The sequence below is a fragment of the Rhizobium vallis genome (assembly GCF_003985155.1).
GTDB classification, from domain to species: domain Bacteria; phylum Pseudomonadota; class Alphaproteobacteria; order Rhizobiales; family Rhizobiaceae; genus Rhizobium; species Rhizobium vallis.
The window spans coordinates 1-17,523 of record NZ_ML133688.1; the positions used below are offsets into that span (position 1 = coordinate 1).

Below are 17,523 nucleotides of genomic sequence, written 5' to 3' on the forward strand. Positions count from 1 at the left end.
CAGCAGTTCGGCACGCCGGCCGAGATCTACAACAATCCCGCCAATATCTTCGTTGCCGACTTCATGGGATCGCCGGCGATGAACCTGCTCAACGCCACCGTCGAAAACGGCGGGGGCGGGCTGGAGGTCTCGCTGGAACGCCCGAATGCCGCCCCGCTCAGGCTGCCGGTGATGTCAGGCAATCACGGCCTGTCTTCCTATGCCGGCAAACCGGTGATCTTCGGCATTCGCCCCGAAGCCCTGACCGATCCCGACGGCGCCGACCGCAAGGCGCGCTCGCTGACCGAGGGCGACTGCCTGATCGAGGTCGTCGAACCCGCCGGCTCCGACACCTTCGCCGTCACCAAGCTCGGCGGCAAATCCGTCGTCGCACGCCTGCGCGCCGATACCCGCATCGCTCCAGGACAAAACACCCGCCTCGCCTTCAATCTCGACAAGGCCGTGTTCTTCGATCCGGAAAGCCAGGCAAGGATCGCGTGATGGTCAGGTGCTGAGATGAGCGGTTCACCAGATATTATCATCATCGGTTCAGGCGTCGGCGGCTCCACGGTTGCCGCCGGCCTCGCTGTATCAGGTGCACAGATATTGATCCTCGAGGCCGGCGATCATATCCCCGATCTTCCGGTCAATCGCGACCAGCGCGCCATCTTCCAGCGCGGCCACTTCCGGCCGAAAGAGACGTGGTACGAGGCGAACGGCAAGGGGTTCAATCCCGGCAACTACTACAATGTCGGCGGGAATTCGAAGTTCTACGGCGCTGTCTTGTCGCGCTATCGCAGGCAGGATTTCGACGTCATCGAACATCGGGAAGGCGTATCGCCGGCATGGCCATTTCCCTATGAGGAGTTGGAACCTTGGTACTCAAGGGCGGAACAGCTGTACCAGGTTCGCGGCAGTCTGGGCGAGGATCCCACCGAACCATATCACTCGGCTGCCTACGACTATCCGCCGGTCCCTGACGAGGCGCCGATCGCCGATGTCAGGGCACGGCTCAAGGAGAAAGGCCTGCATCCGTTTTCCCTGCCGCTTGGCCTGGATCTCGACGCCTGGCTCTCCAAGGCGCGCACGCCATGGGATGCGCATCCGAACGCGCGGGATGGGAAGATGGATGCCGAGACCGCAGCCCTTGCTCTGGCGTTGAAGCACGAGAATGTTCGGCTCGAAACCAATGCGCGCGTAACCAAGCTCGAGACGGGAGCCGGGAGCCGGATCGACCGGGTAATTTACGTCAAGAACGGGCAGGCGGTGACCGTTTCGCCGAAAATCGTCATCCTCTCCGCCGGCGCAGTCCAGTCCTCCGTGCTTTTGCTGCGCTCGAAAAACGACCGCTTCCCAAAGGGCCTCGCCAACTCTTCCGACCAGGTAGGCCGCAACTTCATGAACCACAATGCGTCCGCCGTCATCGGGGTTTCGCCGAAGTTCAGGAACACCGCCGTCTATCAGAAGACATTTGCCTTCAACGATTTCTATCTGTCGGACGGGGAGGGAGGGCCACCGCTTGGCAACGTGCAGCTCCTCGGCCGCATTTCCGAAAAGGTTCTGAAGGGTTCGTTGCCGCAAGCGCCGGAATGGCTTCTGCGCTTCATCACAAACCATGCCATCGACTTCTATGCGATGAGCGAGGACGTGCCCAATCCCGAAAGCCGAGTCATGGTGGATGGAGATCGGATCATTCTCCAATGGCAGCGAACCAACTGGGATGCGCATCTTGCCCTTGTCGCCAAGCTGAAGACGATTCTGAAATCGATTGGGTTTCCGATCGTGCTCTCGAGGCCCTTCGACAAGCGCACGCCGTCCCATCAGTGTGGAACGATCCGCATCGGCAACGACCCCGCCACCGCCCCGCTGGACACCTACTGCCGTTCCTACGATCACGAAAACCTCTTCGTCGTCGACGCCGGTTTCCTGCCCACGTCGGCTGCGGTCAATCCTGCGCTCACCATCGCCAGCCAGGCGCTCCGAGTTGCAGGCCACATTGCATCGAAGGACTTGCAGACAGGCGTGCCGGGCTCAGAGCGCCTGACACACGCCGAAAACCGGTCAACACTTTGAACGCGCCGCCGGCCATCGGTCGACAGATCGCAGCACCAGGACAGTAAAAATGGCATTCGACTACATCATCACGGGCGCCGGTCCTGCCGGATGTGTGCTTGCAAACCGGCTGAGCGAAGATCCAGATGTCAAAGTGCTCCTCCTGGAAGCGGGCGGAGGCGACTGGAATCCTCTTTTCCACATGCCGGCCGGCTTTGCCAAGATGACCAAAGGCGTGGCCAGCTGGGGATGGCAGACCGTTCCCCAGAAACACATGAAGGGCAGGGTGCTTCGCTATACGCAGGCGAAAGTCATCGGTGGCGGCTCATCGATCAACGCCCAGCTTTACACGCGCGGAAACGCTGCGGATTATGACCTCTGGGCGCGTGAAGACGGTTGCGAGGGCTGGGACTACCGGTCGATCCTGCCGTATTTCAAACGCGCGGAGGACAACCAACGCTTCGCCGACGACTATCATTCCTATGGCGGTCCGCTCGGTGTCTCGATGCCGGCGGCAGCGCTGCCGATCTGCGACGCCTACATCCGTGCGGGGCAGGAACTCGGCATTCCCTACAATCACGATTTCAACGGTCGTCAGCAGGCGGGCGTCGGTTTTTATCAGCTCACGCAGCGCAATCGCCGCCGGTCGTCGGCGTCGCTCGCCTACCTCTCGCCGATCAGGGACCGGAAGAATTTGACGGTGCGCACCGGCGCGCGCGTCGCTCGCATCGTCCTGGAAGGAGCGCGCGCGATCGGCGTCGAGATTGCGACGTCGCGCGGCCTGGAGATCGTGCGCGCCGAACGCGAAGTGCTGATTTCCTCCGGGGCGATCGGATCGCCGAAGCTCCTTTTGCAATCCGGCATAGGGCCGGCCGATCATCTCAAGTCGGTGGGCGTCAAGGTGCTCCACGATCTGCCCGGTGTCGGCGGCAATCTCCAGGATCATCTGGATCTTTTCGTCATCGCCGAATGCACCGGCGATCACACCTATGATGGCGTCGCAAAATTTCACCGCACGCTTTGGGCCGGCATCCAGTATGTCTTGTTCCGGAGCGGACCGGTCGCCTCGTCGCTCTTCGAGACCGGCGGTTTCTGGTATGCCGATCCCGATGCACGTTCTCCTGATATCCAGTTCCACCTCGGTCTGGGATCCGGCATCGAAGCGGGCGTCGAGCGGCTCAAGAATGCCGGTGTGACCCTCAACTCCGCCTATCTGCATCCGCGCTCGCGTGGAACAGTGCGTCTATCGTCGTCCGATCCGAGCGCTGCTCCCCTGATTGACCCCAATTACTGGTCCGATTCCCACGACAGGAAGATGTCCCTGGAGGGGCTCAAGATCGCGCGCGAAATCATGCAGCAGGCGGCGCTGAAGCCTTATGTCATGGCCGAAAGGCTTCCCGGACCGAAGGTCATGACCGACGAGGAGCTTTTCGACTACGGCTGCGCCAACGCAAAGACCGACCATCATCCCGTCGGCACCTGCAAGATCGGAACCGGGCCGGATGCAGTTGTCGGGCTCGATCTTAAGGTCCACGGCCTGGAGGGCCTCAGGGTCTGCGATTCCTCGGTCATGCCGCGCGTGCCGTCATGCAATACCAACGCTCCGACCATCATGGTCGGCGAAAAGGGATCGGATCTCATCCGGGGCCTAGCCGCACTTGCCCCGACCATCTTCGCCTATGAACGCAACGATATGAGGCCTCGGGCTCGCGCCGAAATTCGGTAAGCCCTGTCGAGAGGAGCAATGACGATGTCTGAAGTGAGAGTGGCGGTGCTTGGCGCCTCGGGCTGGATGGGAAAGGTCCACACCATGGCCTACCAGACCTTTCCCCATTTCTTCGGCGTGTCGGATGGGACGGCACGAATCGTGGCGCTCGTCGACCGTAACCCGAAGGCCGCCGAGGATCTTGCCAACAGGGCGCCGGGCGCAAGGATTCTTCAGGATTGGCAACTGGCGGTCGCTGATCCCAATGTCGACCTGATCGATATCTGCCTGCCCGACCATCTTCACTACCAGGTGGCCAAGGCCGCCTTGCTGGCGGGCAAACATGTCTATTGCGAGAAGCCATTGGCAAATACCGCCGCCGAAGCGCGGGAACTGGCCGACATTGCCAGGGAGAAGGGCGTCATTACCCGCGTCGGACACGCTTTTCCCAGAAATCCGGTTCATGATCTGGCGAAGGACATCATCCAATCCGGCGAAATCGGCGAGATCAAGCTGTTCCGCGGCTGCCAGCACGTCGATATGTACGGCGATCCCACAGCGCCCTTCATGTGGCGCGCCGATGGAAAGCTTGCGCCAACGGGGATCGTCGGCGATACCGGTTCTCATATCTTCAGCTTCATGGATTTCCTGGTCGGCCGCGTCAGTTCCCTGATCGCCGACAATCTGATCGTGACGCCGCGCCGGCCCGTCGTTGAGGGTCTTGCCTATGGCGAGCAGGTGAAACTGACAGGCGATGAGTCCTGGGCTGACATCACCAACCCCGATGCAACGAACCTGCTCTGCCGGTTCGAAAACGGCGCCGGCGGGATCGTCGATTTCAGCCGGGTCGCGACCGGCCGCAAGTTCATGCAGACCTACGAGGTCTATGGAACGAAGGGCAGCATTGCCTATAGCTATGACGAGATAAACCGGCTGCGTTTCTACTCCAACGACGACCGGACGGGACGGCGCGGCTTTCGGGAAATCGACGTTGGCCCCGAGAACCCCACCTTCCGGGCTTTCCTGCCTCTGCCGAATTTCGGCTTAGGCTACAATGAAAGCAAGATCATCGAGGTGGCCGAGGTGATCCGCTCGATTGTTGCCGACAGACCGATGTGGCCGACATTCGATACCGGCCACCACATTTGCCAGATCGTCGACGCATGCATGGAATCTTCCCGCGAGAGGCGCTGGGTCGACATCCCGCTGGCTGACCGCCAATGACCATCGACGTTCCGCAGGAAATTCTTGACGCCCTGACCGATGTCGACATGCCGCGGCTTCCGCCCGAGGCCGCCCCTTCGGAAACGGTCCGGCTCGCCGACGTCGATGTGCCGGTCTATCGAGCCGGCTGCGTCATCGTCGGTTCCGGCGCGGCGGGGCTGCGTGCAGCGGTGGAAATGAAGCGGCGCGGCGATGACGTGGTCATCGTCAGTCAAAGCGCATGGGGCGGAACATCGGCCTGTTCGGGATCGGACAAGCAGACGCTTCACACCGCGAATACCGCCGACCAGGGCGACAATTATAAGGCCATGGCGCGCGCCATCCGTAGCGGCGGCGCCATGGACGAGGATACGGCCTATGTCGAGGCTGTGGGCTCGTCGCGGATGATGGCATCGCTGCAGTTCCTGGGTCTGCCGCTGCCCCAGGATCCGCTCGGTGGAACGCTGAGATATCAGACCGACCACGACGAGGTCGGCCGCGCCACCAGCTGCGGTCCGCGCACCTCCCGCCTCATGGTCAAGGTGTTGGCCGAGGAAGCGATCCGGCTCGGCGTGCCGTTCTACAATCAGACCACCGCCGTCAAGATTCTCACCGAAGGCGACGGAGCGAACCGCCATGTCGTCGGAATGCTCGTCATGCGCGCCGGAGATCGCACCGAGAAGAACCCGCTGGGCATTGCGCTATTCACCAGCGACGTCATCGTGCTTGCGGCCGGTGGACCGGGCGAACTCTATCGCGACAGTGTCTATCCAAACGGCTGCTTCGGCTCCCTCGGACTAGCTCTCGAGGCAGGCATCGAGCTCGTCAACCTGACCGAAAGCCAGTTCGGTATCGGAACGCGCCGGGAGGGCTTCCCGTGGAATCTGTCCGGCACCTATGTCCAGGCGATGCCGCATATCTATTCGGTCGATTCCGAAGGCGCGGAACACGATTTTCTGGGTGAGTACTACCGCAGCACCCGGGAATTGGCGTCGAATGTCTTCCGCAAGGGTTATCAATGGCCGTTTCACGCGACGCGCATGCTCGACTTCGGCTCGAGCCTGGTGGATCTCGCCATCTATCGCGAGACTGCCGCGGGACGGCGTGTCTTCATGGACTTCAATCGCAATCCGCTGCCGGTCTCCGGCGACCTGCCGTTCAGCCTGGAAAGACTTGACGATGACGTCCGCCTCTATCTCGGCAAGGCCGGCGCTGACCAGGATATGCCGATCGATCGGTTGAAACATATGAACCCGCTCGCGATCGAACTCTATCGCCGTTACAAGATAGACATTGCCGCGGAGCCGCTGGAGTTTGCGGTCAACAACCAGCACATGAACGGCGGCGTCATGGTCGACACCTGGGGCCGCAGCACTCTTAGGGGCTGTTACGCGGTCGGTGAGGCAGCGGGCACGCATGGCGTAACCAGGCCGGGTGGGGCGGCGCTGAACGCCGGGCAGGTCTTCGGCACCCGGGCGGCCGAACATATCAACGCGAGCGGCAGGGCGAAGGGGGCCGCTGCGAAGGATATAACCGCGACCGCCGAGGCAGGCATCACCGATCTTCTCGGCGCCCTCAGCACCGAGAGCCCGTTCACCGTCAAGTCAATCCGCTCGGAAGTGCAGGCGCGAATGAGCGAGAAGGCTGGCATTATCTGCGATCAGGAGGGTGTCAGCGGCGCCTTGATCGAAGCGCGCAAGCTGAATGCCGAAATTCGCGGCAAAGGCGTCGCCTACGGTCGTGGCGCGGAGGCGGTTCGCGGCGTGCAATGGCGGCACATGGCGCTCGCGTCGGAAGCCGTACTCAGCGCGCTTGATTTCTTCATCCGCAATGGCGGCGGCAGCCGCGGCGCGCGAGCGATATGCGATGTGGAAGGCGAATGCCTTCCGTTGGCACACTCCGGTCCATTGCAGGAATATCGCTTCCGGAAGGAACGCCAGGCGCATCGGCAAGAGCAGATCGTCGTCCGGCTCGATGGGGATGAGATCAGGCTTTCAACACGTCAGAATCGCGCCTTCGATGAGAGCGCCAAGTCCTTCTTCGAACGGGACTGGCCCGCCTGGTTGACGGGCAGAATCTACGATCTGGAGGCGGATGAATGAGGCGCGGCCGGTGATGGCACGTCGAGTTCGATCATCACGGGCGCATGGTCGCTCGTATGCTCCCAGCTGCGCGGTTTTCTCCGGACGGTGGCCGATCGAAGCCACGGTGCAACGGCCGGACTGAGCAGGAAGTGGTCGATGCGAAGCCCGGCGTCACGTTCGAAGCTGTTCCGCCAGTACTTCCAGAAGGTGTAGATGCGCTCTCCCGGATGCAGATGTCTGACGGCATCGGTCCAGCCCTGGGCGACCAGGCGGGCATAGGCCTTGCGAACTTCCGGCCGGAAAAGCGCGTCGTCCAGCCAGCGCTCCGGCTTGTAGACATCGATCTCTGTGGGCATGACGTTGAAATCGCCAGCCAGGATCGAAGGTACGTCGAGCTCGAGGAGGTCGCCGGCATAGTCGTGCAGGCGACGAAACCAGCGGAGCTTGTACTCGAACTTGGCGCTCGGGAACGGATTGCCGTTTGGAAGATAGAGGCATCCGATCAGAATGCCGTCGACGACGGCTTCGATATACCGGCTGTGGCTGTCATCGGGATCGCTGGGAAGACCGCGCCGCGTCAGGATCGGCGTCTTGCCCTTCGCAAGGATGGCAACCCCGTTCCAGGATTTCTGTCCGTGCCAGACGGCGCCGTAGCCGGCCCGTTCGATCTCCTTTCGCGGAAACCTGGCGTCGTCTGTCTTCAGTTCCTGGAGGCATACCACATCCGGCGCGTCCTCCTTGAGCCAGCGCAACACGACGTCCAGCCGTCCGTTGATCCCATTGACGTTGTAGGTTGCGATTTTCATGAGACCCCGGAAGTCGGAGGCTGTGCCGCTGTGCTCTAGAAACGCTCCCGGGTTTCCTCGGTCGAATCTTCTCGGGGTGATCGAGCGAGCCGACTGTCACTCGGATCAATTCGTCGCCGTCATATTGAAGATAGAGCAGCGTTGCGGAATTGCCGCACGCCTCAACGCGTTGCGCCGAAGACGAAAGCGATGCCGGCGACGATTGCTGCGGCTGTCAGCGGCTGCCGGCGTATTCGATCCTCGAGATCGCGGACGAAGCTGTTTGCTTCCGCCTTTGCCAGGCGTGCTGTTCCGGAATCCAGCTCTGATGCGGATTCGACCATCCGACCGGCTTCTTTCTGAAGCGCCCGCATTTCTTCGTGGGAGGCTTCGCCGGTCGAGCCCAGGGCTTGATCGACGAGCGGATATTCGTCGTCAAGCCGGGTGGGGTCCGGCTCCCTTTTCACGCGTGCAGCCTCTTCGGTGTCGGTGCGGCCGGCAGGAATCGAGGTGTGCGTGGCCGACACCGGGTCGGACGCTGGGAAAGTGTCCTCAATACCTTTGTCGAGGTTGCCTTTTCGGCCTTGCTTGCGCTGCTCTGCCTGCTCCTTCCGCATGGACTGGACTGCGGGGGATTCATTTGGATTTGCCATCGGGGTTTCCTCCATTGCACTTCGACAATCAAAGCGACGACGGGCAAAGAAGTTCCGTAAGAATGCGTTCCCGCCTTATGCGGCTCGTTTGTCGATGAGCAGGCGAAGGGCCCGGTGCGCAGTTTAAAGTTGCATATGGCAGGCCTTTATCGGATCTTAGGCTGGAAATCAGACGAATCGGACCAAAGTCCAGCCTATTTTGGTACCTAGGTCCGGTTGCATTCGATCTTCGGAACAGCGACAAATCTCATGCGTCCTACAATTGTGTGGGAGCGTCGAGGAATGGACGAACGAGGCCGCAATGAGTATCTCGAAACGCGATTGTCTAAGATTGGGTGGCGGCGCAGCCGTTGCCCTCATAGCTGTCGCATCTCCAGTGACATTGAATCTCGGCGGCTCCCTTCCGCTTCTGGCGGTGAAATTCGCCCAGGCAAAAGACGGCAACAATGGAAACGGCAACGGCGGCGGTAACGGCAATAGCGGTGGCGGGAACGGCAATAGCGGCAATGGCGGAGGGAATGGTAACGGCGGCGGTAGCGGCAACGGAGGAGGAAACGGTAACGGGGGAGGAAATGGTAACGGCGGCGGCAATGGGGGAGGGAACGGAAACGGCGGCGGGAGTTCCGGAAACGGCGGGAGTTCCAGCAACGGTTCGGGATCTTCTTCCTCGGCGACAGGCTCGTCGCAAGCCTCGGGAACGAGAGCGACCGAAGCCTCCGATGGCTCGATCGACATCCGTCACGCGAATGGCATCACTGAAACCCTGCGAGGCGGCCGCTATATCATGAAGGACGGGAAAGGCAGGACGATTATAAGTCGGCAAGGGACCGCCAGCGATGCCCGCCGGCTGAGCCGCTTCTTTCGTTAGGGCAACTCCAACATGCGCGGCGCGTTGCGTCCGATGCTAGCGCCGTTCGCGCCATTGTAAAGCCGCCTCGGTTCTGTTCGAGGCGCCGAGCTTGCTCAGAATCTGTGTCATATGGTGCTTGACGGTCTTTTCCTGCAGGCCGAGACGCAAGCCGATATGCTTGTTCGACAGGCCTTGGGCGACAAGATCCATCACTTCGCGTTCCCGCGGCGTCAGGCTGTTTTTCTCGGAGCTTCCGCCCTGTAACGAACTCTCCATGACCTTTGCCGACATCGTCGGCGAGATATATCGCGATCCGCTAAGAATGGTCCGGATCGCTTCGGCAAGGCCGCGCGAACCCACACCTTTGAGAACATAGCCCATCGCTCCCCGCTGCAGAGCTCCAAGCAACGTGTCTACTTCCTCCGATACGGTCAACATGAGGATCTTTGTCGAGGGGCTGAGTGCCAGGACCTCGCCGATTGCCGATAGTCCGCCTCCGGGCATCGAGACATCAAGGAGCATGACGTCGGGGCGGTTGTTGGAAGCGATCATGGCCGCGTCATCGCTACTGGCGCCTTCTCCGACGACGACGAAATTGCTGATCTCCGACAAGCTGCGGGTTACACCCTCGCGAAAGAGCGGATGGTCGTCCACGACGCCGATGGTGATTGCTGTCATCTCTCATCTCCCACTTCCATAGGCTCGAAGGTCATAACAACCGTCGTTCCTCCTCCGCCTGTCTTGATGTCGAAGGATCCTCCGAGGCTATCGATGCGTTCCCGAAGCCCGACCAGACCGAGGCTCGACGGCCTCACCTCACTCGGATCGAAGCCGTCGCCACGGTCGCTGACCTCGACGCGGACATGTCCGTTGTGCGAGACGGCCTTGACAGTCTGCTGGATGCCGCCGCCGTGGCGATGGGCGTTATTCAAGGCCTCCTGAACGAAGCGATAAATGCAGATCTTCACGGCAGGAGCAAGCTCGGGTCCATCCTCGTCGACAATTGTTTCAACACGGGTTTCGGTCTTGTGCTGATGTGCTTCGACGACACGCGTCACGATCTCGGTGATCGAGGACTTCTCGATCTGCGGCAGCACCAGCCCGCTGCAGATGTTGCGGATCTCCGTCATGGCTTCGGCGAGGCTGGAGCGTATCCAGGCAAGCTCCTTTTCGCGCGCTTCGGGCTGTGTGGTCGCGTTGATCAGCAGGTCGCTGTCAAGTCGCAACGATGCATATGCGATGTGCTGTGCCGGGCCGTCATGCAGATCGGCGCCGATGCCGCGCAGATATGTTTCGTTCAGCGCTGCCGCCCGCTGGGAGGCGCGTTGCAGCCGACGCTGGAGTCCGCGGTTTTCGGCCAGCAGCGTGGATAGTTGATTGACCCGTTCTCTGAGATCCTTGCGCTGCGCCTCTATCGTGTGGCTGCCCCGGAACACCAGGGCGGAGAGAACAAGGAAAAAGACTGCCGTGAGAGCGGCGACAGCACCCCAGCTCCGGAGCCGAGCATGCGCCAGGCTGTCGCCAAGCCCTTCTGCTGATTCGTAGAATTCGAGGACGGCAACCGCCTGCCCGGACCATGGCTGGAGCACGGGGTTGTAGATTTCCATAAGCGGCTTGCCGAGCGCGTGCTCCTCGATGCTTTCGGGATCGCTGGCGATCTCGTAGCGCGCGACCAGAGACCCTGCGAATGCCCTTTCCAGCTTGTCGGTTACCGGAAACTTCTTGCCGACGAGCGCTTTCTCGTTCGAATAGAGGATGGTGCCGTCGCTTCGCCAAAGCTTGAAAGAAACAAGGCGCCGGCCGAGCGCGCCCTGGCTGAGGGTCTCGTCCAGAGCCTGCGTGCTGCCTTCGTCCAACAGGGATTCCGTTTGCATGTCGGGAAGCAGCGGTGCGACCACGCTATCCACGTATAGCGCCGTCGCCGCGCCGGAATTGTGGATAACGGCGTCCTCGATGAGGTGGGTTACGAGAAGGCCCACCAGGAACATGGTGGCAATTGATATGAGCCCACCCGCGATGAAGAACTGGGAGGCGAGCGAGCGGGCATTCCAGCGGCGAAGCCAATTCATTTTGATACCGGCGAGAAATTTCCCGATTAACCTATCGCTTCTTCAGAGTTTTTCCAAACGGTGTCACCGCACATCCCTGGTATCGAAGATTTCGGCGCCTTTGATGCTCTCGGTCAACTGCAGCCTGTCGCCGGACATGGCTGCGCCGAACATGTAGAGAAGGCCGGCCAGAATGATAACGAGGGCGATGACGGACGCGTTCCAGGCGTCATCGACTTTGGATTTATTGCTCTGAGGCATGCTCAAATCTCCTTCGGTCTCGTTCGAAACGGAGCCGATCGATTACCCGTTCCATCCCAGGGACTTCGGTCGGAATGCGCCGGGACCAAGGTCCGATCCCCGTAGACATCGGCCGATCCAGTCATATGTCACGATCAAACGGACCAGGGCTTGGAGATGTGCGAGTGACCATTTCTGCAGATATCGAAGGTGGCGTCGGCGCGGCATCGGACGTTTCTCCGACGCCGTTCGAGGAGAGCGTTGCCGATTTTTACGAGACGCTTCTCGTACCAATCCTTTTTGCGCCCTATGCGGCGGAGATGGCGATCATTGCCGAACGGTTGAAACCAGGCAGCGTTCTCGAGATTGCCGCTGGAACCGGCGCCTTGACACGGGCTTTGCGGGCGACGCTCGATCCCGCCGCGGAGATTGTGGCCACCGACCTCAGTCAGGCGATGATCGACGTCGGGGCGCCGTCGCTGACGATGTCGCGGACGCACTGGATGCACGCGGATGCGCAAAATCTCCCATTCGCGTCCTCGATGTTCGATCTCGTCGCCTGCCAATTCGGTGTGATGCTCTTTCCTGATAAGGTGAAGGCCTATCGCGAGGCCGCAAGAGTGCTGCGCAGCGGCGGACATTTCCTGTTCGCGACGTGGGATTCACTCTCTGCCAACGACTTCGCAAGATCTGTGGACGAAAGCCTGGCAAGCCTCTTTCCCTCCGATCCGACGGACTTTCTGAGGCGCTTGCCATATTCCTACTTCGATCCAAGTTCGATAAAGGCGCATGTGTCTTCGGCGGGATTTGCCCCAATTTCCTGCGATCGGATCGAGCTGACCTCGGTCGCAGCCGCTCATGATGTCTCCGCGGCCTTCTGCCAGGGCTCTCCGCTCCGGGAAGAGATCGAAATGCGGGCGCCGGGGCGCATCGGCGAAATAGTCGACGAAGTGGCCGAGCATGTGGAGTCGCGCCATGGAGTTCGTCCGTGCGGCAGCATGAGCGCCTTCGTCGTCGTCGGCCGGGTTTCATGAAGCCCGTTGGCTCACGCTCACATATTAATCATACGATTCCGACAATCGTCGTCCCTTCTTATAATCATTCTTAATTCGAACGTGGTTGACTTGCCTGAAAGTTCGAGGGCAGCATTCATGTCGATAACATACCGCATTCTGACCGCAGCACTGATCTTGCTGTCGGCCTCCACGCTTGCGGCAGCCGACGACTGGCGGGTCGTCAAGGCAACAGATGAAGCGAAATATACCATCGACAGAACGAACTGGCTGGACCTGCGCGCCGGCGACGTGGTCCCTAACCGGGCCTGGGTTTCGACCGGTCCGCGTGGGCGAGTTCAGCTTGCCAGAGGCGTTGAGAACATCACCTTTCAGCCGAATACGCTCGCCTCGATCACCGCCTACGGAGGCTTCCTTGCGCCCCAGACGCAGATCGTCGAGCAGGTCGGTTCGCTGGACCTCGAAATCGAGAAGCGAAGCCAGCCTCATACGACCGTGCAGACGCCGTATCTCGCGGCCGTCGTGAAAGGAACGATCTTCCACGTGACGGTCGGCAAGGCAAAGGCATCGGTTTCCGTCGATCGCGGTCTGGTTCAGGTTACTTCTTTCGCAAGCGGCCAGCTGTCGAACGTCGGACCGCACCAGAGCGCGACCGTCGACAGCAAGGTCGGCATGACGGTGAAGGGCGAGGTAGCCAAGCCCGAGATCACCTCGGTTGCCCCGTCGGTCGCCAGGGTTCCGGCCGTTGGCGCTACGATACTCGCGGGCGCAGTCGAAGCGTCCGAGGCCAAGAACAAGTCTTCGGCTGCCAGCAAGGATACCAGCTCCAGCACGAATGACGACGACAATAGCGGGAAGGGCAAGGGCAGCGAAAGCAGCAGCCGCAGCAATGACAGCGCTGACAGCAGTGGTGGGCACGGCAATGGCGGCGGCAGTGGTAGTGGCAATTCCGACGGAAACGACAATGGCGGGAATGGTAATTCCGGCGGCAATGGCAATAGCAACGGCAACTCCGGCGGAAACGGCAACGGAAATTCCGGTGGCAACGGTAACGGCGGCGGAAACGGAAATGGTGGTGGCCACGGTAACGGCAACTCCGGTGGCAGCGGCAACGGCGGGAATGACAACAATCATAGCGGCGGAAACGGTAACGGCAATTCCGGCGGAAACGGCAAAGGCAAGGACAAGTGAAAGGCATGGCTAAGGCGGCCGGAGACCATCTCTCCGGTAGCATCAGCACCATCGCGGTTCGCATTTTGCTCATCGCCGCGATGCTGGCGCTGCCCCTGACCGGGGCCGGCACCGGCTTCATCCAGGGGCTGAACAACAGCCTTTTCGCCAAGCGGTTCGAATGGGCGCCTCGCAAGGCCACCGGCAACATCGTCTTCGTTGCAATCGACAAACGTTCCCTTGATTCCGTCGGAACATGGCCCTGGCCGCGGAGCACTTATGCGACCCTCATCGACAAGCTGACCGCGTCGGGCGCCAAAGATATCTTCCTCGACGTCGATTTCAGCGCGTTCTCCAGCAAGCAGGAGGACGACCGTCTTGCGGCGGCGCTGGAAAGATTCGGGGGAGGCGTTCTTCTACCGGTATTCCGGCAGCAGGAGACGGCGTCATCGGCTGAGACGGCGGTGACAAGGCCGATCCCGCAGTTCCTTCGGAATGCCTGGCCGGCATTCGCCAATGTGGCGATGGATGCGGACGGGATCGTCCGTCGTCTCGATCTGGGAAGCCAGTTTGACGGAAACCCCACCCAGTCCGCAGCCGCTGCCCTCGGCAGAGTCGACCGTAGCGCCGGTTCCCTGCTGGTCGATTACTCGATAAGGCCGGATACCGTGCCGACATTCTCACTATCCCAGGTGCTTGACGGGACCGTGCCGGCCGACGCAATCAAAGACCGCTCGGTGGTGGTCGGAGCATCGGCGGCCGAACTCAAGGACATTTTTGCCGTTCCTGTCTACGGAGCGATTGCCGGCCCGCTCATCCACGTCCTCGCTGCCGAGACGCTGCTCCAGAACCGTTTCCTTAGAACGCTCGACCAGGCGCCGCTCGAACTCTTGTTTGCAGGGATGCTCATCATCGGAGTGGTCTGCGGCCGTTCGGCCGGACTGATCACGGTGGCGGCGACCGGACTAACCATCATCATCGTTGGTGAGGTCGGCGCATTTCTGCTGCAGTGGCGGTACGGGCTGCTTATCGGCACAGCCGTACCATGGGCGATGCTGATGCTCGCCTGGATGCTGGCCCTAAACGAGCGCGTCAACCTCGGCCGGATGCTTGTGGCCATAGCCAATACGGAGGTGCGGAACACCCGGCGTCTCATGCGGCGGATTATTGCCGACAGCTCGGACGGCGTCATCGCATTCGACAGCGATCTGAAGATCGTCGAGGCGAGCGAATCCGCTAGGACCATATTGCGAGCCGACGTCGGTGCGTCCCTTCTCGGTGGCGCCCATCCCGCTGTCATCGATGTCGTTCGCAGGCTCGCTTCCGAATACGATGCCCAACCGAGCAAGATACATACGGGCCTCGTCGATTTTTCTGACAACAGAGGTTCGCGGGCAGTACATTACGAGGCGTCTGTCACGATTTCGCCAGTCGAACAGACCAATGCGCACGCGACTGCGGCACGCTCGCGGTTTGCCGGCTGCCTGATCATAAGGGACATCACCGCACGACATGAATATGAGGAGCGGTTGAAGAGACTATCGGAGCTGGACGAGCTCACCGGATTGCTCAACCGTCGGGAGTTTGCCTCTCGCCTGACCGCCCTCCACGGCAAAGTCTTCGTCTGCGTGCTGGATATCGAGCGCTTCTCGTCGCTTTGCGCCACTCTGGGGCGTGACGTGGGCGACGAGCTTCTGAAAGCCGTGGCGGCCAGGTTGCGCTATGCATTCGCCGGCGATCTCGTGGCGAGACTGGATGGCGGCCATTTCGGCATCGCCACCTCAGCGATCGATGAACGCCCGATCGAGAGATTTGCAAATAGTCTTCTTGCGCTGTTCGACGAGCCCGTGCCGATTCGCGGCGCGGCTGTGCCGATCTCGGTCCGCCTCGGAATAGCCCGCTCCGGCGAAGCCGATCCCGGCGCTCTCCCGAACGCCGCGGAATCGGCGCTCGATGCTGCGAGGGCCACGCCGGGCCTGAGGTGGTCCTCTTTCGATCCTTCTACTGCCGTTCGCCAGGCCCGATCGCGCCGGCTGGAGCAGGATATGCACGATGCTCTTCAGAACCTGCAGTTCTTCCTGCTGTTCCAGCCGCAGATCGAACTCGCGAATGGACAGCTTGTCGGCGCGGAGGCTTTGATCCGATGGAACCATCCCGAATTCGGATTGATATCTCCGGCCGAGTTCATCCCGATCGCCGAATCTTCCGGCCTGATCTGCGATATCGGCCGCTGGACGCTGTTTGAAGCTTGCACCGAGGCGGCCGCCTGGCCTGCCGAGCTCAGCGTCGCCGTCAACGTCTCGGCACTTCAGTTCGAGCGGTCCGACATTGAGGCCGACGTCAGGGAGGCGTTGTTCTCAAGCGGGCTTCCTTCTTCACGATTGTGCCTTGAGCTGACGGAATCCACGTTCCTCGATCAAGGCGGACCGTCGATCGCAAAGATAGGCGCGCTTCGCGAAACAGGGGTCGTCATTGCCTTGGACGACTTCGGCACCGGCTATTCGTCGATGAGCTATCTCGCAGACCTTCCTCTCGACAAGCTCAAAATCGACCAGTCCTTCGTGAGGCGGATGAACGGCAATCCCAACGCATTCGAGATCGTGCGGGCAATCATTTCCCTGGCGCATGGCCTGCACCTGCAGGTGGTCGCTGAAGGCATCGAAAACGAGCCTGAAGCCGAAGCGCTGCATCGCCTCGGATGCGAGATGGGGCAGGGCTATCTCTTTGGCAGACCGGATGATCCCGCTCGCATGCTTTCCAAATGGAGCGTCGAAGAGCTTTTAGCCGCTGAGGTATGACGGCTCGCCGGGTTCGCACGCCAAGAACGCCGGTTCACTTTGAAACTTTCGCGTAGGAAGATTGATCCAACGCGCGGATGACATGCCGTTCGATCTCGAAACAGGTCTCGTCATATTCTCGTATGAGCTTCGAACTGGATGGTTGCCCTCGAACGAGATGGCGGGCCTCGATCGCCATTTGGTAGGCCTCGAAGAGCTCGAGCTGCGACGGGTCGCGGGATTCCATGATCAGTTTCCGCAACTGCGGCAGACGCATTGCAAGGCGCCTGCGTCCAGCCTCCCGGCGGTTGGATCGTACCATCTCCTTCAGTCTCCTGCCTTGCCCGCGACGAGAGGGCTTCTCGATCTGCAATTAGCGCCGGCAACCGACATTGAAATGGATTTAGGACCAAAGGCCGGACCTCATCAGACTGAGGTCCGGGCTGGGGAACGACCCGGCATTCAGATCGTTGGGTTTGCAGCGGTCAAGAAGGCCGCGTCAAACCAAAGGAGGAGAAAATGCTCTCCAAACTTATCGTAGGTGCGGCAACCGCCGCGACCCTGATGTCGGGCGTCGCATTCGCCCAATCGTCGACCGTCAATGGCGCGGCCGGTGGTGCGGTTACCGGAGCGATCGTAGGTGGTCCGGTTGGTGCGGCTGTCGGCGGTGTTGCCGGTGCGGTCGTCGGCACCGCAATCGATCCGCCGCCGCAAAAGGTCGTTACCTATGTCCGCGAGGCTCCGGCACCGTCGGCGCGTGTGGTCGTGAAGGAAAAGATCGTCGTCGGCCAGCCCCTGCCGGAAACCGTCGTCGTCACGCCTATTCCCGACGATCCGACCTACGCTTATGCGGTTGTCAACGATCAACGTATCATCGTCGAACCGTCGTCACGCAAGGTGATCCAGGTCATAAAGTGACCTGATCCTCTACGCGGCCACCGCCGCGTCACCCTTCCAGAAATCA

Annotated in this window: 16 protein-coding genes; 10 read left to right on the plus strand and 6 right to left on the minus strand. The window is 60.9% G+C overall.

Translation table 11 applies throughout. From position 1 onward, the window contains the following. From EFQ99_RS09865 to EFQ99_RS09885, 5 genes are all read left to right on the plus strand, one after another. On the plus strand, positions 1-480 hold a 480-nt coding region (locus EFQ99_RS09865; RefSeq protein ID WP_126920875.1), incomplete at its 5' end, for a TOBE domain-containing protein. Positions 481-495: 15 nt separating this feature from the next. Then, on the plus strand, positions 496-2,052 hold the full coding sequence (locus EFQ99_RS09870; protein ID WP_126920876.1) for a GMC oxidoreductase: 1,557 nt from the start codon (positions 496-498) through the stop codon (positions 2,050-2,052). A gap of 49 nt (positions 2,053-2,101) precedes the next feature. Next, positions 2,102-3,757, plus strand: a complete 1,656-nt coding sequence (locus EFQ99_RS09875; protein WP_126920877.1) for a GMC family oxidoreductase — start codon at positions 2,102-2,104, stop codon at positions 3,755-3,757. 24 nt (positions 3,758-3,781) lie between these two features. Continuing rightward, the gene (locus EFQ99_RS09880; RefSeq protein ID WP_126920878.1) at positions 3,782-4,960 is read left to right on the plus strand and encodes a Gfo/Idh/MocA family protein; all 1,179 of its coding nucleotides are present in this window, start codon (positions 3,782-3,784) and stop codon (positions 4,958-4,960) included. After that, complete coding sequence (locus tag EFQ99_RS09885) at positions 4,957-7,041, plus strand: FAD-dependent oxidoreductase (RefSeq protein ID WP_126920879.1); 2,085 nt, start codon at positions 4,957-4,959, stop codon at positions 7,039-7,041. The genes EFQ99_RS09880 and EFQ99_RS09885 overlap by 4 nt, the downstream gene beginning before the upstream one ends. On the opposite strand, the gene xth is transcribed toward EFQ99_RS09885, so the two are convergent. Both xth and EFQ99_RS09900 read right to left on the minus strand, forming a co-directional pair. After that, positions 7,017-7,829: an exodeoxyribonuclease III gene (xth, locus tag EFQ99_RS09890; protein WP_126920880.1), complete on the minus strand. Its 813-nt coding sequence runs from the start codon at positions 7,827-7,829 to the stop codon at positions 7,017-7,019. The genes EFQ99_RS09885 and xth overlap by 25 nt on opposite strands. Positions 7,830-7,990: 161 nt before the next feature. Next, the gene (locus tag EFQ99_RS09900) at positions 7,991-8,461 is read right to left on the minus strand and encodes a hypothetical protein (RefSeq protein ID WP_126921456.1); all 471 of its coding nucleotides are present in this window, start codon (positions 8,459-8,461) and stop codon (positions 7,991-7,993) included. 301 nt (positions 8,462-8,762) lie between these two features. Here EFQ99_RS09900 and EFQ99_RS34980 point away from each other — a divergent pair, with 301 nt between their 5' ends. After that, on the plus strand, positions 8,763-9,329 hold the full coding sequence (locus EFQ99_RS34980; protein WP_164736362.1) for a hypothetical protein: 567 nt from the start codon (positions 8,763-8,765) through the stop codon (positions 9,327-9,329). A gap of 36 nt (positions 9,330-9,365) precedes the next feature. On the opposite strand, the gene EFQ99_RS09910 is transcribed toward EFQ99_RS34980, so the two are convergent. The 3 genes from EFQ99_RS09910 to EFQ99_RS34985 form a co-directional block, all read right to left on the minus strand. Further along, complete coding sequence (locus EFQ99_RS09910) at positions 9,366-9,989, minus strand: LuxR C-terminal-related transcriptional regulator (RefSeq protein WP_126920881.1); 624 nt, start codon at positions 9,987-9,989, stop codon at positions 9,366-9,368. Next, on the minus strand, positions 9,986-11,380 hold the full coding sequence (locus EFQ99_RS09915; RefSeq protein WP_126920882.1) for a sensor histidine kinase: 1,395 nt from the start codon (positions 11,378-11,380) through the stop codon (positions 9,986-9,988). Before EFQ99_RS09915 ends, EFQ99_RS09910 begins: the two co-directional genes overlap by 4 nt. A gap of 63 nt (positions 11,381-11,443) precedes the next feature. Continuing rightward, positions 11,444-11,620: a hypothetical protein gene (locus EFQ99_RS34985; protein WP_164736363.1), complete on the minus strand. Its 177-nt coding sequence runs from the start codon at positions 11,618-11,620 to the stop codon at positions 11,444-11,446. Positions 11,621-11,784: 164 nt separating this feature from the next. Here EFQ99_RS34985 and EFQ99_RS09920 point away from each other — a divergent pair, with 164 nt between their 5' ends. The 3 genes from EFQ99_RS09920 to EFQ99_RS09930 all read left to right on the plus strand — a co-directional run bounded on the left by EFQ99_RS09920 (position 11,785) and on the right by EFQ99_RS09930 (position 16,580). Continuing rightward, a complete protein-coding gene (locus EFQ99_RS09920) occupies positions 11,785-12,633 on the plus strand; it encodes a class I SAM-dependent methyltransferase (protein ID WP_126920883.1) in 849 nt (282 codons plus the stop codon). Positions 12,634-12,750: 117 nt separating this feature from the next. Then, positions 12,751-13,803 carry a FecR family protein gene (locus EFQ99_RS09925; protein WP_126920884.1) on the plus strand — a complete coding sequence of 351 codons (1,053 nt, stop codon included), beginning with the start codon at positions 12,751-12,753 and terminating at the stop codon, positions 13,801-13,803. Positions 13,804-13,808: 5 nt separating this feature from the next. Continuing rightward, positions 13,809-16,580 carry an EAL domain-containing protein gene (locus EFQ99_RS09930; RefSeq protein ID WP_245441473.1) on the plus strand — a complete coding sequence of 924 codons (2,772 nt, stop codon included), beginning with the start codon at positions 13,809-13,811 and terminating at the stop codon, positions 16,578-16,580. A gap of 34 nt (positions 16,581-16,614) precedes the next feature. Here the strand turns inward: EFQ99_RS09930 and EFQ99_RS09935 are convergent, their stop codons facing one another. After that, positions 16,615-16,881, minus strand: coding sequence for a hypothetical protein (locus EFQ99_RS09935; protein WP_126920886.1), 267 nt, complete (start codon positions 16,879-16,881; stop codon positions 16,615-16,617). A gap of 197 nt (positions 16,882-17,078) precedes the next feature. Between EFQ99_RS09935 and EFQ99_RS09940 the strand changes: the two genes are divergently transcribed. After that, positions 17,079-17,477, plus strand: a complete 399-nt coding sequence (locus tag EFQ99_RS09940; protein WP_126920887.1) for a DUF1236 domain-containing protein — start codon at positions 17,079-17,081, stop codon at positions 17,475-17,477. Positions 17,478-17,523 lie beyond the last annotated feature (46 nt).